We start from the raw sequence: 20,661 nt of genomic DNA on the forward strand, positions 1-20,661 counted from the left end.
GCGCTTTCGAGGTTCTCCGTCACCGCTTCTCCGCCTTCCCCCGTACGCCCTTCGGCCCCTCTGCGGCCTTGGGTACCTTCAGTTCGACTTCCGTGCCCTGGCCCGGGACCGAGATCAGCTCGGCCGTGCCGCCGATGTCGCGCAGCCGCCCCCGGATGGAGAGGGCCACCCCGAGCCGCCCCTCGCCCTCGGCCTGGGCGAGCCGCCCCTCGGGGATGCCGGGGCCGTCGTCCCGCACCGTCACGATGATCTCGTCCGGCCAGTCCTCGACCAGGATCCACGCCCGGGCCCCGTCGCCCGCGTGCTCGCGCACATTGTCCAGGGCGGCACCGACCGCCGCCGCCAGCTCCCGCGCCGCCGCCGGGGCGAGCGGCACCGGGCCGCCGGGCTCGGAGAAGGTGACCTTCGCGCCGGCGTACGGAGCGAGCAGGGCCCGCAGGTCCACGGGATCCCCGGCGCCGTCGGACGGGTCCGGTTCGTCCACCGCGTGTACGAGGGCTCCCTGGGCCGCGTCCTCCGAGACACGGGAGACGGGGACCAGGCCGCCGGAGACGAGAGTGCGCAGCGCGACCTCCTGCTCGCCCGCCATCCGGCCCAGCTCGGCCGCCTCGCCGCCGAGGGCGGTGCCGCGCCGCTGGACCATGGCGAGGACCTGGAGCACGCTGTCGTGGATGTCCCGGGCCAGGCGCTCCCGTTCGCGCGTGGCGGCCTCGATCTCCAGGGCGCGGGCGAGGGTGCGCTCGGAGGCGCGGGCGACCTCGACGACGTAGCCGATGGCGATGGAGGCGACCCAGACCAGCAGGACGTTGTGGATGGTGTCCCGGGTGGGGGCGCCGCGGTGGATCAGATTGGCGACGGCGACGAGCGTGGAGGCGAAGGCCGCCCAGCGCCAGCCGCCCTTGATGGCGAAGGCCAGTACGGCGCCGGCGGTCCATATCGACGGCAGCGTGGGGCCGCCGGCCTCGATCCGCGCGGTGGAGTCGGCGAGCCGGGTGAGCAGGATGCCGGTGATCGCGATGGTGAGGTCGGCCGCGAGGAACCGCTTGGTACAGCTGGCGGCGCCCGCGACCTTGGGCAGGGTGCACAGCGTCCAGCCGGCCAGCACCACGAAGTAGGCGATGGCCAACCAGGGGCGCTCGAACTTGTCGTACGCGCTGATGAACAGCCCGACGGCGTAGATCATCGTCAGGACCCGGTAGCCGGTCAGGGCACGCCACAGCGGCTGCTCCACCGACATCGCCATGACCCGCTCGAGCTTCGGCACGTCCCCCACCCCTTGCTGACCCGCCACCGGGCGCCCCGCCTACGCGTCCGGAACGCGACCGTACCCGGGGAACCCGGCGGTCACGAAGCCGGGCGGTCCTCTCCCGCGCCGCCCTTGTCCGCGCGGGCCTTCTCGGCCTGTTCCCTCAGCTCCTTGGCGGCCTGTTCCTTCTCGGCCCTGGCGAGGGCGGCCCGGGCGGCCTTGTCGGCCTCCTTCTCGGCCTTGGCCGCGTCCGCGATCTGCCGTTTGGCGGCGGTCGCGTACATGTCGACGTACTCCTGGCCGGAGAGCTTCATGATCTCGTACATGACCTCGTCGGTCAGCGCCCGCAGGACGAAGCGGTCGTGCTCCATGCCCTGGTAGCGGCTGAAGTCGAGGGGCTTGCCGATGCGGATGCCGGGGCGCATGACCTTGGGCAGGACCTTGCCCGGGGGCTGGATCTTCTCCGTGTCGATCATGGCGACGGGGATGACCGGCGCGCCGGTGGCGAGGGCCACACGGGCCAGGCCGCCTGGCTTGCCCCGGTAGAGCCGCCCGTCGGGCGAGCGGGTGCCCTCGGGGTAGATGCCGAACAGTTCGCCGCTCTCGATGACCTGTATGCCGCTCCTGATCGCGGCCTCACCCGCGCCGCGCGCGCCCGAGCGGTCCACCGGGAGCTGGCCGACGCCCTTGAAGAAGGCGGCCGTCAGCTTGCCCTTGACGCCGGGGGTGGTGAAGTACTCGGCCTTCGCGATGAACGTGACCTTGCGGTCCAGGACAGCGGGGAGGAAGAACGAGTCCGAGAAGGAGAGGTGATTGCTCGCGAGGATCGCGGCGCCCTCGGCCGGAATGTTCTCCAGGCCCTCCACCCAGGGCCTGAAGGTGACCTTGAGCGGTCCCCCGATAGCGACCTTCATCGCGCCGTACAACAACCGAGTGCCTCTCTGTGATCCGTGGATGAGACCTTAACCCGGACGCCCGGGCAAGAGTCCGACAGGTCCGCCCGGTGTCGAGCGAAGCCCCTGGTCGGTGTCAGTGCGGTCGCGTACGGTGAACCACATCCGGACTTTCACACCCTTCTCATGAACAGGAGACCGAACCGTGCCGGTCCTTCCTGGAGCCGAGCCGTACCACCACGAGGGCGGGGAGGTGGGAGTCCTCCTCTGCCACGGATTCACCGGGTCACCGCAGTCCATGCGTCCCTGGGCGGAATATCTCGCCGAGCGGGGGCTGACCGTCGCGCTGCCCCTGCTGCCGGGCCACGGCACCCGCTGGGAGGATCTGCGCCCGACGGGCTGGCAGGACTGGTACGCGGAGGTGGACCGTGAGCTGCGGACCCTGCGCGAGCGCTGTACACGGGTCTTCGTCGCGGGGCTGTCCATGGGCGGCGCCCTGGCGCTGCGGCTGGCCGCGAAGCACGGGGACACGGTCGCCGGCGTGATGGTCGTCAACCCGGCGAACAAGGTGCACGGCCCGGCGGCGCACGCCCTCCCCCTGCTCCGGCACTTCGTCCCCACCACGAAGGGCATCACCAGCGACATCGCCAAGGAGGGCGTCGAGGAGCTGGGGTACAGCCATGTGCCGCTGCACGCGGCCCACTCCCTGCGCCGTTTCCTGCGCCTCGTCGACGGGGAACTGCCCCAGGTCACCCAGCCGTTGCTGCTTCTGCACAGCCCACGGGACCATGTGGTGCCGCCCGTCGACTCCGAGCGCGTCCTCGGCCGGGTGTCGTCGACGGACGTCACGGAGATCCTGCTGGAACAGAGCCACCACGTCGCGACGTTGGACCATGACGCGGACCGGATCTTCGAGGAGAGCCACGCGTTCGTCACCCGGCTGGTGAAGGACCTCGACGGACCGGGTGCGGCGGAGTCCGAGGCGGCGGATGTGAAGAAGTCCGACGCGGAATCCGTACATCAGTCTGATTCGGGGTCCGTGGAGCAGATCGGTCCGGGATCCTTGGAGCAGAGGGAAGGGACGGCCACTGGTGGCTGAGCACGACTCCGAGCGTGAGCCGGAGGAGCAGGGAGCGCCCCTGGGCGCCTCCCCCGGTGACTCACGGGGGGACTCCTCGGGCGGCTCCGCGGGCGGCACGGCCGGAGGCGCCGGGGGCGCCCCGTCCGGCGAGGCGCCGAGCGAGGAGCAGCACGCCGGCGAGGAGCAGCACGTGCCGTTCGACGAGGACGCCGCCTGGCGGGCCATCGTCGCCGGGTTCGGCGAGGAGCCGCCGGACCCGCCGGGTGCCAAGCCGTTCCGGTCCGTGGAGGACCTGGCCCTGATGGAGGCCGAGCCGGAGGACTCCGCGGACAAGGCACCCGACGGCGCCGCGGGCCCCTCGGCCCCCAGGCCGCTCGGCAGCTCGGTCGCGTTCGCCCCCGGTGTCGGGGCGGGCCCGCGCGACTACAGCGTGCCCGACCCGGTCGGCGAGGACACGGGCGACGAGGACTCCGAGGACGACGAGGACGGCGAGGGCCACTTCGTGCCGCCCGAGCCGCCCCCGCTGCCGGAGGCCGACGCGACCGCCAAGTTCGCCTGGCTGGGCGTGATCGGCGGTCCGGTCCTGCTGCTGCTCGCGGTGCTGCTCGGCTGGGACATGACCTGGTGGCTCACCACCCTGGGCATCGGCGGCTTCCTGGGCGGCTTCGCCACGCTGGTGATGCGGATGCAGAGCGACGACGAGGACGACGACGATCCGGGCCGGGGCGCGGTCGTCTGACCCCACCACCGCCGACGTCGCGTCGCGCACGAGGGCCCGCCCGGGAACGTTCCGGGCGGGCCCTCGCCGTCGCCGGATCCCAAGACACGGACGCCAGGAGACGGGATGGAACTCGATTCCGGTGAACGGCGAAGTACGGGTGCACGCCCCGAACGGGCCCAGCCTTCTTGGAAGCGTTCGGACGAACGAGAGGAGCCCCGATGTCCGTCGGACCACCGGGACTCGGCCCCCGCGCCGGGGATCGCGAGGAGAGCGACGCCCGCGTGATCGAGCGGTCCCGGGAGGAGCCCGAGCTGTTCGCCGTCCTCTACGACCGCCATGCCGACGCCGTGCACCGCTACGCGGCGCGGCGGCTGGGTCCCGAGGCGGCGGAGGACCTGATGGCGGAGACCTTCGCCATCGCGTTCCAACGGCGGCACACGTACGACCTGCAGCGGCCCGACGCCCGCCCCTGGCTGTTCGGTGTCGCCACCAACGTCCTCGGCCGGCACCGGCGGGCGGAGGCGCGCCGGTTCAGGGCACTGGCCCGGCTGCCGGAGCCGGTGGAACACGAGGAGCCGGTCGCGGACCGGGCGGTCGCCAGGGCCGGTGCCACGGGGGTGCGCCGGGAGCTGGCGGCGGCGCTCGCCGGGCTGTCCGCCCGGCATCGCGACGTGGTGCTGCTGGTGGCCTGGGCCGGCCTCGACTACGAGGAGGCGGCCCAGGCCCTCGACGTGCCCGTCGGCACGATCAGATCGCGGCTGAACCGGGCTCGCGGCAGGCTGCGCGAAGCACTGGGCGGATCCGACCCGACCGCTTTCCGAGAGGCAGACGCCCATGCGTGACATCCACGACCCGAGGGCCCTGTGGGACCTGCGGGACCTCGCCGACTACGACGCCGGGGTGCCCCCGCTGGACGAGGAGACCCGGCGGCGCGGGCGGGCCCGGCTGCTCGCCACGATCACCGCGCCGGACGCGGACCGGGCACGGAAGCCGATCCTCCGGAACGCCTCGCCGGTACGCCGCCGCCCGGTCCTGCGGATCGCGCTGAGCGGCGTGGTGGCCGCCGCCGTCACGGCCGGCGTACTGGTCGCCGTGCAGCACGACCGCGACGACGGCCGGGGCCGGAGCGCGCAGCCGCCAGTCACCGACCTGCCGCCGATGCGGAACGTGAGCGCGCGGACGGTCCTCAACGGGGCGGCCGCGTACGCGCGACAGCACGAGAAGCCGGTCAGCCCTCGGGACGACCAGTTCGTCTACTCCAAGGAGATCATCAAGGAGACGAACCAGAAGACCGGGACGACGAAGACCCACGTCTCCGAGAACTGGCGCTCGGTGGACGGCTCACAGCGCTCGTGGGTCATGGAGATCGGCAAGGGGTGGTGGGCGCCTCCGCTGAAGGAGAACGAGAGCGTGTGGCCGCCGCAGGACTGGAGCGAACTGCGGCAGCTGCCGACCGATCCGGAACAGTTGATCCTGGCGATCGAGAAGAAGTCCTTCGGAGGCCAGGGGGAGAACGCCTCCTTGGACGACATCTCCGACGAGGAGTGGATGCACATCCACTTCAGCCTCGCCGGGCTGCTCAAGCTGGTCCCGGTGATGCCCGAAGGACTGCGCCCTGCGGCGTACGAGGCGCTCGGGATGGTGCCGGGGGTCAAGGCGGTGCCGAACCAGAAGGACGCCAAGGGACGGGTCGGCGTGGCCATCACCTACAAGGCCCCGGATCTGCCCGGGGGAACCATCGGCTACGGCAGCTTCTTCATCTTCGACCCGGTGACGTACGCCTTCCTCGGCTTCCGGGACGAGCGTTCCTCGGGCGACGGCAAGGACATGAAGGTGTACACCCAGCTCTCGTACCTGGACAGCTGGGCGATCGTCGACAGGGCCAAGCAGTACCCGTCGGCAGCGGGCTAGGGGCTTGCGACACCTCCAGGACAGGACCTAGGCCTCGGCGGGGACTCTGAGGGCGGCCAGGACCGGCAGGTGGTCCGTGGCCGCCCTCAGGTCGTCGTCGGTGACGCCGGGGAGGTCGAGGGGGACGCCGCAGCCGAGGACCTCGATGCCGGACGTGGCCAGGATCGCGTCGATGCGCTGGTGCGGGTCGGTGGGGGTGGAGGTGTGTTCGCCGCCCCACGGGGTGGTGGTCCAGCAGTCCTGGAGTTCTCCGGCGAGGCGGCGGAAGGTGCGGCCGTCCGGGCGTTCGTTGAGGTCGCCGCCCGCGACCGCGTGGGTCACGCCCAGTCCGGCCAGCCGGTCCAGGAGCATGCCGCCCTGCTCGTACCGCTCGTCCTTGTGCAGGGAGAGGTGGCAGGACAGGACGCCGAGGCGGGCGCGGCCGAAGCGGACCACCGCCGTGGCGAAGCCGCGTCGGTGCAGGCCGGGGGTGAGGGGCAGGAGGACGTCCTCGGTGCGCTCGACCGTCGCGCGCAGGCCGCACAGCAGCGCGGGCCCGGAGGCGGTCGCCCCGCCGGAGAGGGTGACCAGTCCGGAGGCGGCGGCGAGCCTGGCGAGCTTCTTGCGCCAGCGGAAGAAGCGGGGGGCTTCCTGGATCAGGACCAGGTCGGGGGCGCAGGCGGTGATCACTCGGGCGAGGGCGTCCGTGTCGTCACGCATGGAGCGGATGTTGTAGCTGAGGACGCGGATGACGGCCGAACCGTCGGGGTCGGTGCGGGAGTTGGGGAGCTGGGTGGTCACCATATGGATCAAGATACGCCCAGGAGCTCGGGGCATTTGTCCGTTTGCGACTACCGGTGCGTCATGGTTTCCCGCGCGGTTCCCCGCGCCCCTGAAGACAAGAGGGGCACGGGGCTGCCGCTGACCGGTGCCTACATGATCGGGTCGGGTTCCCTCGCCAGGTCCGCCGCGCCCACCAGGCCCGCCTCGTTGCCCAGTTGAGCGGCGATGACATCGGCGACCGGGCGCCAGTTGCCGCCCACGAGCCAGCGCTTGTAGGACTTGCGGATGGGGTCGAGGACCAGTTCGCCCTCGTCCGACAGGCCGCCGCCGACGATGAAGGCGGAGGGGTCGAAGAGAGAGGCGAGGTCGGCGAGGCCGGCGCCGGCCCAGCGGGCGAGTTCGCGGTAGGAGTCGACCGCGACGGGGTCGCCCTGGCGGGCGGCCATGGAGATGTGCTTGCCCTCGATGCCGTCGGGGGTGCCGTCGCCGAGGCCGAGGAGGAGCTCCGCGTTCTCCGGGGTGGCGTTGGCGCGCTGCTTGGCGTACCGGACGAGGGCGCGGCCGGAGGCGTACTGCTCCCAGCAGCCCTGGCTGCCGCAGCCGCAGAGCAGACCGTCGGGGACCATCCGGATGTGACCGAACTCGGCGGCCACGCCGTAGTGCCCGCGGCGCAGCTTGTTGCCGATGATGATCCCGCCGCCCAGACCGGTGCCGAGGGTGATGCAGATGACGTTGCGGTGGCCCTTGCCCGCGCCGAACTTGTACTCGCCCCAGGCGGCGGCGTTGGCGTCGTTCTCCACGACGACCGGCAGGCCCACGCGGGCCTCGACCTTCTCCTTGAGCGGCTCGTTGCGCCAGTCGATGTTGGGGGCGAAGTAGACCTGCGACCGCTGCCGGTTGACGTAACCGGCCGCGCCGATGCCGACACCGACGATCTCGTGTCCGGCTCGCGCGCCCTCGACGGCGGCGGCGATGGCGTCCACGATCCCCTCGGGCGTGCCCGGGGTCGGCACCTTGTGGGTCGAGAGGATGTTGCCTTCCTCGTCGACCACACCGGCCGCGATCTTGGTACCGCCGATGTCGACGCCGATGGTGAGTCCCATGAATCCCTCAGTTTCGGTCGAGCCCCGCTACGGCCAACCGTACCCGAGGCCCTGCCCCGGGACTCCCGGCGTCCGCCCGGCGGACGGGCCCGCCGTCAGTCCAGGTCGATGCGCTCGCCGGGGCCCTGGTCGTCCCCCTGGTCACGGCCTCCCTGGTGGCCGGTGTCCCGGTTGGTCCAGCGGCGCTCCTGGGCCTCGACGGCGGAGCGGTACGCGGCGAGGAGTTCACCGCCCGCGGCGGCGAGATGGTCGAAGACGTCCGGGTTGCGTTCGATGACGGGTTCGACGGCGGCCTTGGCCTGACGGACGACCTGGTTGACCATCTGCTGCGCCGCGCCGCCGGCGACCGCGCCGAGCAACGGCGACTGCAGTCCGGACAGCTTGTCCGCGACGGTGTCGACCAGCTTGCGCAGTTCCTCGGCGGCCGAGCCCGGGGGCGGCCCGTACCGGGCACGGCGACGGGCCTTCTCCGCGTTCAGGTCCTCCTCGCACGCCGTCGCCCAGGCGTCGGCGTCGGTGGCGCGCACACGGTCGCTCTCGCGCGCCTGCTCGGCCGTCCGCGCCTCGTCGGCCGCGTCCCTGCGTGCGGCCGCGTCCTCGCCGGCGGCGTCGGACGTGGGGCGCTCTTCGCTCATGGCGGGCTCCTGCCTACGGTTCGTACCTTCGACGTTACCCGAACGGGCGTATGCGGTTCACCGGGTCCGGGGCCACAACCGCGGGTCCGGCGCGAATCGGATGCTCAGCCGGTCGTCGCGCAGGGCCGCGCCGTCGACCGTGCAGCGGCGCAGTGCCGACGGCAGCGGAACGATACGGCGGAACTGGCCCGCCGTGACGACCAGCTCGTCGCCGCGCCGGATGAGATCCAGCTCGTCCCGTATCGCGCCGGGCAGCGGGATGTGCCACACCAGCACGCCCTCGTCCCCGAGGTTGTCGGTGACGGGCCAGGTGACCCGGGCGGGAGCGTCACCCGTACCGGGGACGCCCAGAGCGGCGAGGTCGTCGAGGCCGCGGGGGTCGCGTCCGAGGTGGGCGACTCCCCGTACGGGGCGGGTCCCGCCCCGCTCCTCCCACTCCTCCAACGCCTTGCGCTGCTGCGCGACGAGGCCGGCGAGCCAGATGTCGTGGCTGCCCTGGGGAAGGAGCCGGTTGGCGATCAGCAGGTCGACGGGGAGCGCCCGCAGGGCGAATCCGACACCCGCGAGGCGCGTGTGGTCGGCGCCGGCCGGGCCGGGCTCCGCGACCAGGCGCACGCTGGTGCCCGGGTCCTCGACGATCGCGGCGACGGCGGCCAGTTCGACGTCCCAGCGGGCGGCCGTCTCGTACAGCCACTCGGCGGGCATCGGCACTCCGGCGAGACGGCCGAGGACCGGCCGCAGCGCTCGGGCCGCCTGCCGCTCCGGCGGGAGCAGCCGGCGCAGATACCGCCGCAGTTCCTCCGGGAGGCCGAGCAGGGCGAGGGCCTGCGGGGCGGGGGGCAGATCGACGACGAGCAGGTCGTACGCCTCCGACAGCGCGGCGTCCCGCAGCGCCCGGAGCAGGGCGAGTTCCTCGGCGCCGGGCAGGGGCGTGAGTTCCTCGGCGTCCAGGCGTCCCGCGCCCAGCAGGTCGAGGACGGACGCGGCGCGCTCCTGGAACGCGACGAGGTCCTCCCGGAAGCCGGCCGCGGCGTCGGGGCGCCAGGCGGTGAGGTGCGGCGCGACGCGGACGGGCTCCGGTCCCGTGGCCGTGCCGAGGGCCGCGCCCAGCCCGTCCGTGCGGTCGGCGCTCAGGACCAGCGTGCGGGTGCCCGCGCGGGCCGCGTCCAGCGCCGTGGCCGCGGCGACCGTCGTACGGCCGCTGCCGCCTTGCCCGGTGATCAGGATGGTGCGCATGGGGGTGAACGGTAGCCCAGCGGGGCCGGGACCGGCGCCCAGCGCCGGGGGGCACTCACCGGCGCTGGCAGGGTGCCGCCTGCGCCCACCCTCCCCCGCTCTCGACTTCGCTCGAGCGGGAAGTGCCCCCATCGCCCCAGTGACGACTGCCCGCAGCTGGGGCGGACGGGGGACGGAGCGAGGAGGGAAGGAAGGCGGAGCCCGATTCCCAGGGGCGCGGGGAACTGCGCGATCAGCCACGAACGACCCGCAGTCGCGCCCCGTCCCAGCCCACCGAGCTATTGGGCGCACAGCGCTCAACGCACGCCGGCGCCCTCCACCACCAGGGCGAGTCGGGTGGGCGGGTGGGCGGGTGGGCAAAAAAACCTACGCCCCCGACTCCACCCGCTTCTTCAGGCCCGCCAGCGCCCGGTCGATGATGACCTTCTCCGCCTTGCGCTTGATCATGCCGAGCATCGGGATCTTGACGTCGACGGTGAGCTGATACGTCACCTCGGTCACCGAGTCGCTCACCGGCTTGAGGATGTAGGACCCGTCGAGGGAGCGGAGCATCTGGGACTTGACCAGCGTCCAGGACACCTCGTTCGCCCCGGTCCAGGTGTACCCCAGCGTCTGGTCGTCCTTGATCGCGCCCGCGTCCATGACCAGCCGGACCTGCTCGGCCCGCCCCTGGTCGTCCGTCCGGAGGACCTCCGCCTCCTTCACCTCACCCGTCCAGTCCGGGTAGCGGGCGAAGTCGGCGATCACTGCCATGACGTCGGCGGCCGAGGCCTCGATCGTGATGCTCGAACTGGTGAATTCCGCCATCGCCGTGGCTCCTCCAGAGACGGTCCGGTGAGGGAGGTGGGTGCGCACGTATGTGCAGCGTGAAGGCTACCGCGCGCCCGCCGAACCCTCGCCACCCCACCCGGCGTTCACCACTCCAGCGCCCACGGCTTCCCGCTGCTCGCGAAATGCCCGACGTTGACACACTCCGTCGCCCCGAGCCGCATCCGCCGGGCCAGGGGCTGGTGGACGTGCCCGAACAGCGCGTAGCGGGGCCGGGTCCTGCGGATCGCCTCCAGCAGTGCCCGGCTCCCCCGCTCGAAGCGGCGCGCCACCGTGTCGTAGACCAGTTCGGGCACCTCCGGCGGGATGTGGGTGCAGAGCACGTCCACCTCGCCCACCGCCTCGATCTTGGCCGCGTACTCCTCGTCGCTGATCTCGTACGGCGTCCGCATGGGCGTGCGCAGGCCGCCGCCCACGAAGCCGAAGACCCGGCCGCCGATCTCCACCCGTTCGCCGTCGAGCACGGTCGTCCCCGGCCCCGCGTACTCCGGCCACAGTCGCGGCATGTCGACATTGCCGTAGGTCGCGTACGTCGGGGTGGGGAAGGCCGCGAACAGTTCGGCGTACTGCTTGCGCACGGCCTTCTCGATCACGGCGGAGCGGTCCTCGCCCACGCCCGCCCAGAGCCGGGCCCCCAGTTCGCGCGCCTCCTCGAACCGCCGGGCGGTGCGCAGTTCGACGAGCCGGGACGCGTTCTCGGCGCCGAAGAGGTCGGGGAAGATGCCGCGGGAGTGGTCGGCGTAGTCGAGGAAGAGGACCAGGTCGCCCAGGCACACCAAGGCGTCGGCGCCCTCACCCGCTCCGGCCAGGTCGTGCGCGTTGCCGTGCACGTCGCTGACCACGTGAATGCGCGTTCTGCCGTTACCGCCCGGTGTGCGTGCCATGACGATCAAGCGTAGGCCTGTGCGGCATACGTGAACAGAGCCGGTCGCACGTGCGGTTACTGGCCAGTCAGTAAGTGAGGGGACTATTCTTCCCGAGGAGAGCCCCCAGGTGTGACGCGGAGAACATCTCACCGGACCCCCCTCGCGGAGAAGCCATACCGACGGGTAACGTCCGGGCAGTCCAGTTGTGCTCAGGTTTTCAACCAGTAAGGCCCAAGGAACCACGGGGGCCTGAGCGCTCGCCCAGCCTTGGACCGCACCGTCGCAGCAACACAGAGTCGTGGCGCCGGCGCCCTATGAGGAGCAGCAGTCTTGCGCGAGTTCAGCCTTCCGGCTTTGTACGAGGTCCCGACGGACGGCAATCTGACCGACATCGTCCGCAGAAACGCCGCGCAGCATCCCGATGTCGCCGTCATCGCCCGCAAGGCGGGCGGCGCCTGGCAGGACGTGAACGCGGTCCAGTTCCTCGCCGAGGTGCGGACGGCTGCGAAGGGGCTGATCGCCTCCGGTGTCCAGCCCGGCGACCGGGTCGGGCTGATGTCCCGTACCCGGTACGAGTGGACCCTGCTCGACTTCGCGATCTGGACGGCCGGCGCGGTCACCGTCCCGGTGTACGAGACCAGTTCGCCGGAACAGGTGCAGTGGATCCTCGCCGACTCGGGCGCGACCGCCATGATCGTGGAGCTGGACGCGCACACCGCCGCCGTCGAGTCGGTGCGCGACTCGCTGCCGGCGCTCAAGCACCTCTGGCAGATCGAGGGCGGCGGGGTGGAGGAGCTGGGCCGCCTCGGCCAGGACGTCACCGACGCTGCCGTCGACGAGCGCAGCTCGCTGGCGAAGGCCGACGACCCGGCGACCATCGTCTACACCTCGGGCACCACGGGCCGCCCGAAGGGGTGCGTGCTCACCCACCGCAGCTTCTTCGCCGAGTGCGGGAACGTGGTGGAGCGGCTGCGGCCCCTGTTCCGTACGGGCGAGTGCTCGGTCCTGCTCTTCCTCCCGCTCGCGCACGTCTTCGGGCGGCTGGTGCAGGTCGCGCCCATGATGGCGCCGATCAAGCTGGGCACCGTACCGGACATCAAGAACCTCACCGACGAACTGGCCTCCTTCCGGCCGACGCTGATCCTCGGTGTGCCGCGGGTGTTCGAGAAGGTCTACAACTCGGCGCGGGCCAAGGCGCAGGCGGACGGCAAGGGCAAGATCTTCGACAAGGCCGCGGACACGGCGATCGCGTACAGCAAGGCGCTGGACTCGGCGTCGGGCCCGGCCCTCGGTCTGAAGATCAAGCACAAGGTGTTCGACAAGCTCGTCTACAGCAAGCTGCGCGCGGTGCTCGGCGGCAAGGGCGAGTTCGCGATCTCGGGCGGCGCCCCGCTCGGCGAGCGCCTCGGCCACTTCTTCCGGGGCATCGGCTTCACGGTCCTGGAGGGCTACGGCCTCACCGAGTCCTGCGCGGCGACCGCGTTCAACCCCTGGGACCGGCAGAAGATCGGCACGGTCGGGCAGCCGCTGCCGGGCTCCGTCATCCGGATCGCGGACGACGGGGAGGTGCTGCTGCACGGCGAGCACCTGTTCAAGGAGTACTGGAACAACCCGGGCGCGACCGAGGAGGCGCTGGCCGACGGCTGGTTCCACACCGGTGACATCGGCACCCTCGACGAGGACGGCTACCTCAGCATCACCGGCCGCAAGAAGGAGATCATCGTCACGGCGGGCGGCAAGAACGTCGCCCCGGCCGTGATCGAGGACCGTATCCGCGCCCACGCGCTGGTCGCGGAGTGCATGGTGGTGGGTGACGGGCGGCCGTTCGTCGGCGCGCTGGTCACCATCGACGAGGAGTTCCTGGGCCGTTGGGCCGCCGAGCACGGCAAGCCGGCGGGCTCCACCGCGGCGTCGCTGAGCGCGGACGCCGATCTGAACGCGGCCGTTCAGGCCGCGATCGACGACGGCAACGCCGCGGTGTCGAAGGCGGAATCGGTGCGGAAGTTCCGCATTCTGTCCTCACAGTTCACGGAGGAGTCGGGCCACCTGACGCCGTCCCTGAAGCTCAAGCGCAACGTGGTGGCGAAGGACTACGCGGACGAGATCGAGGCGATCTACCAGAAGTAGTCAGACACGTACGACGATCATGGCGCGGTGTCCTCCACGAGGATCCGCGCCATCGTGCGTTCGGCGAGCGCGGTGATCGTGACGAACGGGTTCACCCCGATCGAGCCGGGCACCAGCGAGCCGTCGGTGACGTACAGCTTCGAGTACCCCTTCACCCTTCCGTAGCCGTCGGTCGCCTTCCCCAGCACACAGCCGCCCAGCGGGTGGTACGTGAAGTCGTCGGCGAACACCTTGCTGGGCGAGCCGAACAGGTCGTACCGGTACATCGTGGAGTTGGCGGAGTTGATCCGGTCGAAGAGCTTCTTGGCCATGGACGAGGAGACCGCGCTCTGGGCGGCGCTCCAGCCGAGTTTCGCCGTGTCGGCGGCGGCGTCGTAGGTGAAGGAGGCGCGTTCGGTGTTCTTGGTGATCGCCAGATAGAGGCTGACCCAGTGCTCGAGGCCGGTGGGCAGGGGGGCGATCTCGGCGAAGACGGGGTTGGCGGTGTTGGCCCAGTCGTCGATGCCCATGACCGGCATGGTCGACTGGTTCGCCCCGACGGTGTCCCACAGGTGGTTGGCCCGGCCGAGCATGACATTGCCGTTGGGGCCCCAGCCGGCGCCGACGCTCGCGTCCAGGGCGGGAAGGGTGTTCCTGGCCCGTGCCCGGACGAGGAGTTCGGTGGTGCCGACGCTGCCGGCGCCGAGGAACAGATAGGTGCAGCCGTACTCCTTGGTCTCGACGACCGTGCCCGTGCCGTCGAGGCGGTCGACGGTGACGACGTACGTGCCGTCGCTCAGCCGGCGGATGCCCCTGGCCCGTTCCAGGGTGTGGATGGTGACGTTGCCGGTGCCGAGGGCGGCGGCCAGGTACGTCTTGTCGAGGCTCTTCTTGCCGTGGTTGTTGCCGTAGATGACCTCCCCCGCGAGAGCCGACTTGGTCGCGGTGCCCGCCGCCTCGCGCTGCATGTAGCCGAAGTCGTAGACGCTGGGCACGAAGGTGGTCTTCAAGCCGGCCTTAGCCGCGTGGGCGCGGGAGATCCGGCTGAAGCGGTACCACTCCGTGGACTCGAACCAGGCGGGGTCGACGGTGTTGACGCCGAGCATGGCGCGGGCGCGCGGGAAGTACGTGCCGTACATCTCGGCGGTGTCGACGGTCGGGAACTGCTCGGCGAAGTACGACTGGAGGGGGGTGACGGCCATGCTGCCGTTGACCAGGGAGCCGCCGCCGACGCCCCGGCCGAGGAAGACCGACATGTTGGCGTAGCGCACCCGGTCCAGCACGCCGGGGTACAGGCTGATGTCCCTGTTGACGACGTCCAGCCAGAGGAACGTGGCGAGCGGGGCCTCGGTCCGGGTCTTGAACCACATGGAGCGCTCGTCCGGCTCCCTGGTCGAGCAGAAGATCTTGCCGTCGGAGCCGGGGGTGGTCCAGGCCTTGCCCATCTCCAGGACGAGGGTGCGGATGCCGGCCTGGCCGAGGCGGAGGGCGGCCACGGCGGCGCCGTAGCCGGAGCCGATGACGATCGCCGGGGCGTTGTCGACGGCGTCGGGCTCGGCCGCTCGGGCGGACTGGAGGCCGATGCGGGTGAGGCCGAGGGCGGCCGCGCTCTGGAGCGCGGCCATACCAAGGATATGACGTCTCGTCAGCTGACGCTGCATCAGTTTTGCTGTCATGTGCGCAGCATGTGCGGATTTCCCGGCTCCGGCTAGAGGCTTTGCCGTGCCGGGCGGCGCCTACCGGGGTGCCGGGTGCTCCCGGAAGGCGACTTCCGGTCGTCTTGTGGCTGGTCGCGCAGTTCCCCGCGCCCCTCACGGGGCTACAGCAGCGTTTTCAAAGTTTCTGCCAACAGGTCCCAGCGCCACTTCTCCTCGACCCACTCGCGGCCCCGCTGCCCCATGCGCTCCCGCAGCTCCCGGTCGCCGAGGAGGGTGGTGATGCGCTCCGCGGCCTCCGTCGGGGAACTGCCCCGCACGACCCAGCCCGTCTCACCGTCGAGCACGGCGTCGGGGGCGCCGCCCGAGTCGCCCGCGACGACGGGGAGGCCGGTGGCCGAGGCCTCCAGATAGACGATGCCGAGGCCCTCCACGTCCAGGCCGCCCCGACGGGTGCGGCACGGCATGGCGAAGACGTCACCGGCGCCGTAGTGGGCGGGCAGCTCGGACCAGGGGACGGCGCCGGTGAAGCGGACGGACCCGGCGACCCCGGTCTCCTGGGCGAGCCGGCGCAGCTCCTTCTCGTACGGTCCGCCGCCGACGATCAGCAGCACCGCCTCGGGCTCCGCCGCGAGGATGCCGGGCATCGCCCGGATCAGCGTGTCCTGCCCCTTGCGCGGCACGAGCCGGGAGACACAGACGACGACCGGGCGGTCCGTGAGGCCCAGCCGGGCGCGGACCTCGTCGCCGCCGGAGCCCGGGTGGAAGGTCTTCTCGTCGACCCCGGGCGGCAGTTGGACCATCCGCCCGGCCGCCTCGGGCGTGAGGGCCGTGGCGATCCGGGAGCGGGTGTACTCGCCCAGGTAGGTGATCGTGTCCGTGCCCTCGCCGATCCGCCGCAGCAGTTGCCGGGCGGCGGGCAGCTGCGCCCAGCCCGCCTCGTGGCCGTGCGTGGTGGCCACCAGCCGCTCGGCGCCCGCCCCGCGCAGCGCGGGGGCCATCAGGCCGAGGGGGGCCGCCGCGCCGAACCACACCGACGTGCAGCCGTGCTCGCGCAGCAGCGAGACCGCGCGGCGGGTCACGGCGGGCGTCGGCAGCAGCATGGTCGTCCGGTCGCGTACGACGGTGAAGGGCTGCTCGGCGTCGAAGGCGGCCGTCGCCTCGACGCCCTCGCGGCCGCGCTTCCACGTCGACGCGTAGACGACGAGGCGCTCGGGGTCCAGCCGCAGCGCCATGTTGTGCAGGAACGCCTGGATGCCGCCGGGCCGGGGCGGGAAGTCGTTCGTCACGATCAGGGTCTTGTGCATCGCCGCCGACCCTACCGAACGGGCCCGGCCGGGCTGCACGGCCGTCTCACAGCCCGGCGGGGGATCATGTCCCTCACCGACGAACCGGTGCGCGGACGGACAGGGACAGGGACTCACGTGGTGCGGATGGACATGACGGGCTCTCGACGGCTCCCGGTCGGGCTGCTCACGCTCTGGGGTGCGACGCGGCTGCTCCTGCTGCTGTTCGTCTTCAAGGTGTTCGTGTTCCCCGGGCCGGACGTCACCGGCGACGTCTCGGTGATCTACCAGGGTTGGTACGGGACCCTGCGCGCGGGAACGTATCCCCTGGACGACGTCACCTGGCAGTACCCGCCCGCCGCCGCCCTCGCGATCCTCTCGCCCGCGCTGCTGCCCTTCCTGGACTACGCGTCGGCCTTCTTCGTCCTCGCCTGCCTCGCCGACCTGGCGGTCCTCGCCCTGCTCCTCCACGCGGGCGCGCGTCCCGGCAGGACCTGGCGCGGGGCCCGGGTGTGGGTGGTGGGCCTGCCCCTGCTCGGTCCGACCGCGTACGCCCGGTACGACGTGATGGTGACGGCGGTGGCGGTCGCGGCCCTCCTGGCCGGCAGCCGCCATCCACGCGCGATGGGGGCGCTGACGGCCTTCGCGGCCCTGCTGAAGGTGTGGCCGGCGCTGCTGCTCCTGGGCGCCCGCCGACGCGCCGCGTGGGCCTGGGCGGCGGCCACCGGCGTCGCGCTGGCGGCCGGCCTCGCCCTGGCCATGCCCGGCGCCTTCGCCTTCCTGACCTTCCAGCGCGACCGGGGCACGGAGGTGGAGTCGCTCGGCGCCCTGGTCTTCCATGTGGCCCGGCAGTTCGGCTGGGACGGGGAGGTGCTGCTCAACTACGGCTCGGTGGAGTTCCTCGGCCCGCACGTCGACGTCGTCAGCGACGCGGCCCTGCTGCTCAGCGGAGTGGCGTTCGCCTGGCTGCTGCTGTGGCGGGTACGGGCGCGGCGGTTCGCTCCGCACACGCTCGTGGACGCGGCGTTCGTGGGGGTGCTGATGTTCACGGCCACGAGTCGGGTGATCAGCCCCCAGTACATGGTGTGGCTGGTGGGGCTGGCCGCCGTCTGTCTCTGCTTCCGGGCGAGCCGTATGGGGCTGCCGGGGGGCATGGTTCTGGGGGCGTCGTTCGTGACCGTGCTGGAGTTCCCGATCTGGTTCGGCCATGTCGTGGCGAGCGACTGGCTGGGGGTGACGCTCCTGTTCGTCCGCAACGGGCTGCTGGTCCTGGCGGCGCTGCTGGCGGCGTTCGAGCTGTGGAGCGAGACGGTGGCGCTGGGTGGTGCGTTGTCGGGTGCGCCGGGGGGTGCGTTGTCGGGTGCGGGTCCGGTGGGGGCTGGTCGCGCAGTTCCCCGCGCCCCTAAAAGACAGGGGCTGCGCCCCTGAAGGACCAGGCCACCCCTATGGGCCTGAAGGACCACAGCTCCGTGGGCCTGACAGACGACGGGGCCGCGGGCCTGAAAGACCACGGGGCCGCGGGATGAAAGCGGCCGGGCCGCGGGATGAGAAGCACGGGGCGCAGCCCCTGCTTTTCAGGGGCGCGGGGAACTGCGCGACACGCCCCTCACCGTCCCTCCAGCTGCGCCCGCACATACTCCCTCCACTCCCCCGTGAACTCCCCCACCGTCGTCCCCAGCACCTCCTCCAGCGCCCCCTCCACCGCCCCCTCCCGCTCCCCATGCGCACCGACCGCCCGGTAGAACTCGTCCAACCGCACCTCACCCCACCGGTCCGCGATCAGACGGCACGCCAGCCAACCGCTCTCGTAGGCCTGTGCGAGCCTCCCGGAGTCGTCGGCGAAGCCGAAGTCCTCGTCGGCGGGGAGCGCCGCCGGCAACCGTCCCTCCGCCACCGCCCGCTGCAGCTCGGGGGCCACGTCGGACGCCGCGCGCCCGGTGCCCCGGTAGCCGACCCAGTCCGCGTAACCCTCGGAGAGCCACAACGGCGTCGCGGCGTTGGTGTGGGCGCGCGTGGCGACGTGGGTCGTCTCGTGGGTGAGCACGACCTGTTTGCCGAAGTCGCCGAGGACGGCGTACGCGTCGGGATTGACCACGATCCGGTCCGCCGGCGCCTTCGCCGACCCCCCGGCCTCCCCGGTGGTGACCGCCGCGATCCCCCGGTACCCGGACGCGGGCGCCCCCAGCAGCCCCGCCATCTCGTCCAGCGACTCCGGTACGACGACCACGACCCGCCGCGCCCAGTCCTCCCCCCACGCCTCCGTCACGGCGGGCACGGCCCGGTCCGCCAGCGCCGCGTACCCCCGCAGGGCGTCCGCCGACCGCCCGACCCCCAGCACGAGGCTCCGCTCCCCGCGTACCGCGACGATCCGCCCCTGTTCCCAGAGCTGTTCGGTGCCCTTCTTCGCGGGCTCGTCGGCGGCCACCCGCCACGCCCCGTCGTCCCGGACGAGGGTCAGGGTCCGTACGGCGGTGACGGGCGACTCGTCGTAGCCGCGGATCCGGTAGCGCAGGGCCGCCTCGGCGCTGGCCCGGTCGCCGGAGCGGCGGAAGGAGTTGAGGTCGTAGGACCAGGAGGACAGCGGCAGGCGGCGGAGGTTGGCGAACTCGGCTGCCCCGGTGGCCAGTTGACCGGCGACCGGGGAGGTCGGCGCCTCGGTGGCGCGGTAGGCCGCGCCGTCCCGTTCCAGGACCGCCGTGGCCCGCCGGTCGAGCATCCGCTCGACGTCGGCACGGGCGGCGTCGGGTTCCGCGTCGCCGCCGCAGCCGACGAGGACGGCGAGGGCGAGGGCGAGGGCGAGGGCCGACGGAACGCCTCCGCGTCCCGGGAGCCCGTGCCGGACCCCCGACCCGGACCGGGAACGCGTCGCGCGCCTTCGACCAGCCACGTTCCCGATCGTACGGGGACCCAGGCGCCGTCCGGCAGGGTCAGCCGATCTCAGCCCGGGTACGGCGGCACGGGGGCGACCGCCGGGGCGACGTACGGCTCCCGGCCGCCGTCGCCCTGTCGCGGCCGGGGACCGGAGCGGCGCTCAGGGGCGCGTGACCGAGGCGATCGGCATCATCCCGACGGGGTCGTAGCGGACCGGGGCGCCCGGGTAGGGCGCGTGGATGACCTGCCCGTTGCCGACGTACATGCCGACATGGCTGGCGTCGGGCCGGTAGGTGACCAGGTCGCCGGGCTGTGCCTGGGAGAGCGGGACCTGGGTGCCGGCGTACCGCTGGGCCTGCGAGGTGCGCGGCAGGCCCACGCCCGCCTGGCCGTACGACCAGACCATGAGCCCGGAGCAGTCGAAGCCGTCGGGGCCGGTGGCCCCCCACACGTACGGCTTGCCGAGGGCCGAGCGGGCCGCGGCGACGGCGGCGGCGGCGCGGCCGTTGGGGGCGACGGCGCCGACGGGTTCGGGCATGTCGGTGCGGCCCGAGGCGGTGGAGCGGGAGGCTCGTTCGTACTCGGCGCGCTCCTCGTCCGGGAGGGAGTTGAGCAGCTGCCGGGCGGCCGCGAGCTTGCCCTCAACGGTCCGCTTGTGCTGGGCGACGGCCTTGCGGCTCTTCTCCAGTTCGGTCAGCTTGTCGCCGGCCTCCTCGCGGTCCTGATCGAGGTCGCGCATGGCCTGTTGGAGGTCGTGGAGTTCGCCCGCCTGGTGGGCGCTGATGCGGTCCAGGGCGGACGCCCGGTCGAGGTAGTCGTCGGGGTTCTCGGAGAACAGCAGGGCGATCGACGGGTCGAGGGCGCCGGAGCGGTACTGGGCGCCGGCGAGCGAACCCAGCGACTCCCGCATGGTGTTGATGCGGTCCTGCTGCCGGGCGATCGAGTCCTGTGCGGTGCCGATCTGCTCACGCAGCTCGTCGGCGCGCTCGTCGGCCTTGTTGTACGCCTCGGTGGCTTTCTCGGCCTCCTCGTACAACCGGTCCACTTCGGCGCGGGTGGTGTCGTGCGGCGCGGCGGCGGCCGGCTGGACGGGGATGGCGCCGAGGGCGGCGGCAGCGGCGGACAGCACGCCGAGGGCGGCGGCCGCGCCCCGGTCGAACCCGGACGGTACAAGGCGACTGTGGGACACCACGGGAAGCCGCACTCCCTTCGACGGCGGACAGGGTGCTCCCCGGGCCGGAAGTCGCACCACAGAAGGGCTGTGCTCACGGCGGGTGAGGGAAGCGCGGCCGACAGTAGCCGCGTGACGGTCTCCCAGCCAAAGACCTCCGCGGCAACACAGCGTGACGTCCGGCCTCGGGCCCAGGTCACCAGCGGGAGAAGGGGTCAGCACGAGGTGCGGGAATTCGCCCGTTCGGGCGGCTCTGTGTCCTGATCTTGAAGCAGAACAGGGCCGACCGT

General features: G+C 72.3%; 18 protein-coding genes. 6 read left to right on the forward strand and 12 right to left on the reverse strand.

Translation table 11 applies throughout. The features are described 5' to 3' along the window. Window positions 1-19 precede the first annotated feature (19 nt). Both macS and GWK25_RS31060 read right to left on the reverse strand, forming a co-directional pair. Window positions 20-1,264 (reverse strand): MacS family sensor histidine kinase, encoded by a 1,245-nt coding sequence (gene macS / locus GWK25_RS31055; RefSeq protein WP_308404357.1) that lies wholly within the window; start codon window positions 1,262-1,264, stop codon window positions 20-22. Window positions 1,265-1,344: 80 nt separating this feature from the next. Continuing rightward, a complete protein-coding gene (locus tag GWK25_RS31060; protein WP_215454703.1) occupies window positions 1,345-2,160 on the reverse strand; it encodes a 1-acyl-sn-glycerol-3-phosphate acyltransferase in 816 nt (271 codons plus the stop codon). Between the two features lie 184 nt (window positions 2,161-2,344). On the opposite strand from GWK25_RS31060, the gene GWK25_RS31065 reads away from it, so the two are divergent. From GWK25_RS31065 to GWK25_RS31080, 4 genes are all read left to right on the forward strand, one after another. Beyond that, window positions 2,345-3,238, forward strand: a complete 894-nt coding sequence (locus GWK25_RS31065; RefSeq protein WP_215454705.1) for a carboxylesterase — start codon at window positions 2,345-2,347, stop codon at window positions 3,236-3,238. Next, on the forward strand, window positions 3,231-3,959 hold the full coding sequence (locus tag GWK25_RS31070; protein ID WP_215454707.1) for a hypothetical protein: 729 nt from the start codon (window positions 3,231-3,233) through the stop codon (window positions 3,957-3,959). The genes GWK25_RS31065 and GWK25_RS31070 overlap by 8 nt, the downstream gene beginning before the upstream one ends. A 200-nt stretch (window positions 3,960-4,159) precedes the next feature. Beyond that, complete coding sequence (locus tag GWK25_RS31075; protein ID WP_215454709.1) at window positions 4,160-4,783, forward strand: RNA polymerase sigma factor; 624 nt, start codon at window positions 4,160-4,162, stop codon at window positions 4,781-4,783. Continuing rightward, window positions 4,776-5,852 (forward strand): CU044_5270 family protein, encoded by a 1,077-nt coding sequence (locus GWK25_RS31080; RefSeq protein WP_215454711.1) that lies wholly within the window; start codon window positions 4,776-4,778, stop codon window positions 5,850-5,852. The genes GWK25_RS31075 and GWK25_RS31080 overlap by 8 nt, the downstream gene beginning before the upstream one ends. A 27-nt stretch (window positions 5,853-5,879) precedes the next feature. Here the strand turns inward: GWK25_RS31080 and GWK25_RS31085 are convergent, their stop codons facing one another. From GWK25_RS31085 to GWK25_RS31110, 6 genes are all read right to left on the reverse strand, one after another. Continuing rightward, on the reverse strand, window positions 5,880-6,635 hold the full coding sequence (locus tag GWK25_RS31085; protein ID WP_215454712.1) for an endonuclease/exonuclease/phosphatase family protein: 756 nt from the start codon (window positions 6,633-6,635) through the stop codon (window positions 5,880-5,882). A gap of 128 nt (window positions 6,636-6,763) precedes the next feature. Continuing rightward, entirely contained in the window at window positions 6,764-7,717 is a 954-nt protein-coding gene (locus GWK25_RS31090) for an ROK family glucokinase (protein WP_215454713.1), read from the reverse strand. Window positions 7,718-7,812: 95 nt separating this feature from the next. Beyond that, complete coding sequence (locus GWK25_RS31095; RefSeq protein WP_215454714.1) at window positions 7,813-8,352, reverse strand: DUF5304 domain-containing protein; 540 nt, start codon at window positions 8,350-8,352, stop codon at window positions 7,813-7,815. 57 nt (window positions 8,353-8,409) lie between these two features. Beyond that, window positions 8,410-9,588, reverse strand: coding sequence for an ArsA family ATPase (locus tag GWK25_RS31100; protein ID WP_215454715.1), 1,179 nt, complete (start codon window positions 9,586-9,588; stop codon window positions 8,410-8,412). A gap of 366 nt (window positions 9,589-9,954) precedes the next feature. Continuing rightward, entirely contained in the window at window positions 9,955-10,395 is a 441-nt protein-coding gene (locus GWK25_RS31105) for an SRPBCC family protein (RefSeq protein ID WP_215454718.1), read from the reverse strand. Between the two features lie 107 nt (window positions 10,396-10,502). Beyond that, window positions 10,503-11,258, reverse strand: coding sequence for a metallophosphoesterase (locus GWK25_RS31110; protein WP_215457728.1), 756 nt, complete (start codon window positions 11,256-11,258; stop codon window positions 10,503-10,505). A gap of 354 nt (window positions 11,259-11,612) precedes the next feature. On the opposite strand from GWK25_RS31110, the gene GWK25_RS31115 reads away from it, so the two are divergent. Continuing rightward, a complete protein-coding gene (locus GWK25_RS31115) occupies window positions 11,613-13,409 on the forward strand; it encodes a long-chain fatty acid--CoA ligase (protein ID WP_215454720.1) in 1,797 nt (598 codons plus the stop codon). Between the two features lie 17 nt (window positions 13,410-13,426). Here GWK25_RS31115 and GWK25_RS31120 read toward each other — a convergent pair whose 3' ends face one another. Then, a complete protein-coding gene (locus GWK25_RS31120) occupies window positions 13,427-15,013 on the reverse strand; it encodes a GMC oxidoreductase (protein ID WP_215457730.1) in 1,587 nt (528 codons plus the stop codon). A 194-nt stretch (window positions 15,014-15,207) separates the two neighbouring features. Beyond that, the gene (locus GWK25_RS31125) at window positions 15,208-16,350 is read right to left on the reverse strand and encodes a glycosyltransferase family 4 protein (RefSeq protein ID WP_215454722.1); all 1,143 of its coding nucleotides are present in this window, start codon (window positions 16,348-16,350) and stop codon (window positions 15,208-15,210) included. Between the two features lie 126 nt (window positions 16,351-16,476). Between GWK25_RS31125 and GWK25_RS31130 the strand changes: the two genes are divergently transcribed. Continuing rightward, window positions 16,477-17,757, forward strand: coding sequence for a glycosyltransferase 87 family protein (locus tag GWK25_RS31130; protein ID WP_215454724.1), 1,281 nt, complete (start codon window positions 16,477-16,479; stop codon window positions 17,755-17,757). Between the two features lie 178 nt (window positions 17,758-17,935). On the opposite strand, the gene GWK25_RS31135 is transcribed toward GWK25_RS31130, so the two are convergent. Together GWK25_RS31135 and GWK25_RS31140 are read right to left on the reverse strand one after the other, a co-directional pair. After that, window positions 17,936-19,216, reverse strand: coding sequence for a hypothetical protein (locus GWK25_RS31135; RefSeq protein ID WP_215454726.1), 1,281 nt, complete (start codon window positions 19,214-19,216; stop codon window positions 17,936-17,938). 144 nt (window positions 19,217-19,360) lie between these two features. Continuing rightward, complete coding sequence (locus GWK25_RS31140) at window positions 19,361-20,392, reverse strand: NlpC/P60 family protein (RefSeq protein ID WP_215454728.1); 1,032 nt, start codon at window positions 20,390-20,392, stop codon at window positions 19,361-19,363. Between the last annotated feature and the right edge of the window lie 269 nt (window positions 20,393-20,661).

The organism is Streptomyces sp. ATCC 21386 (assembly GCF_018728545.1).
In the GTDB taxonomy this organism is placed as follows: Bacteria; Actinomycetota; Actinomycetes; order Streptomycetales; family Streptomycetaceae; genus Streptomyces.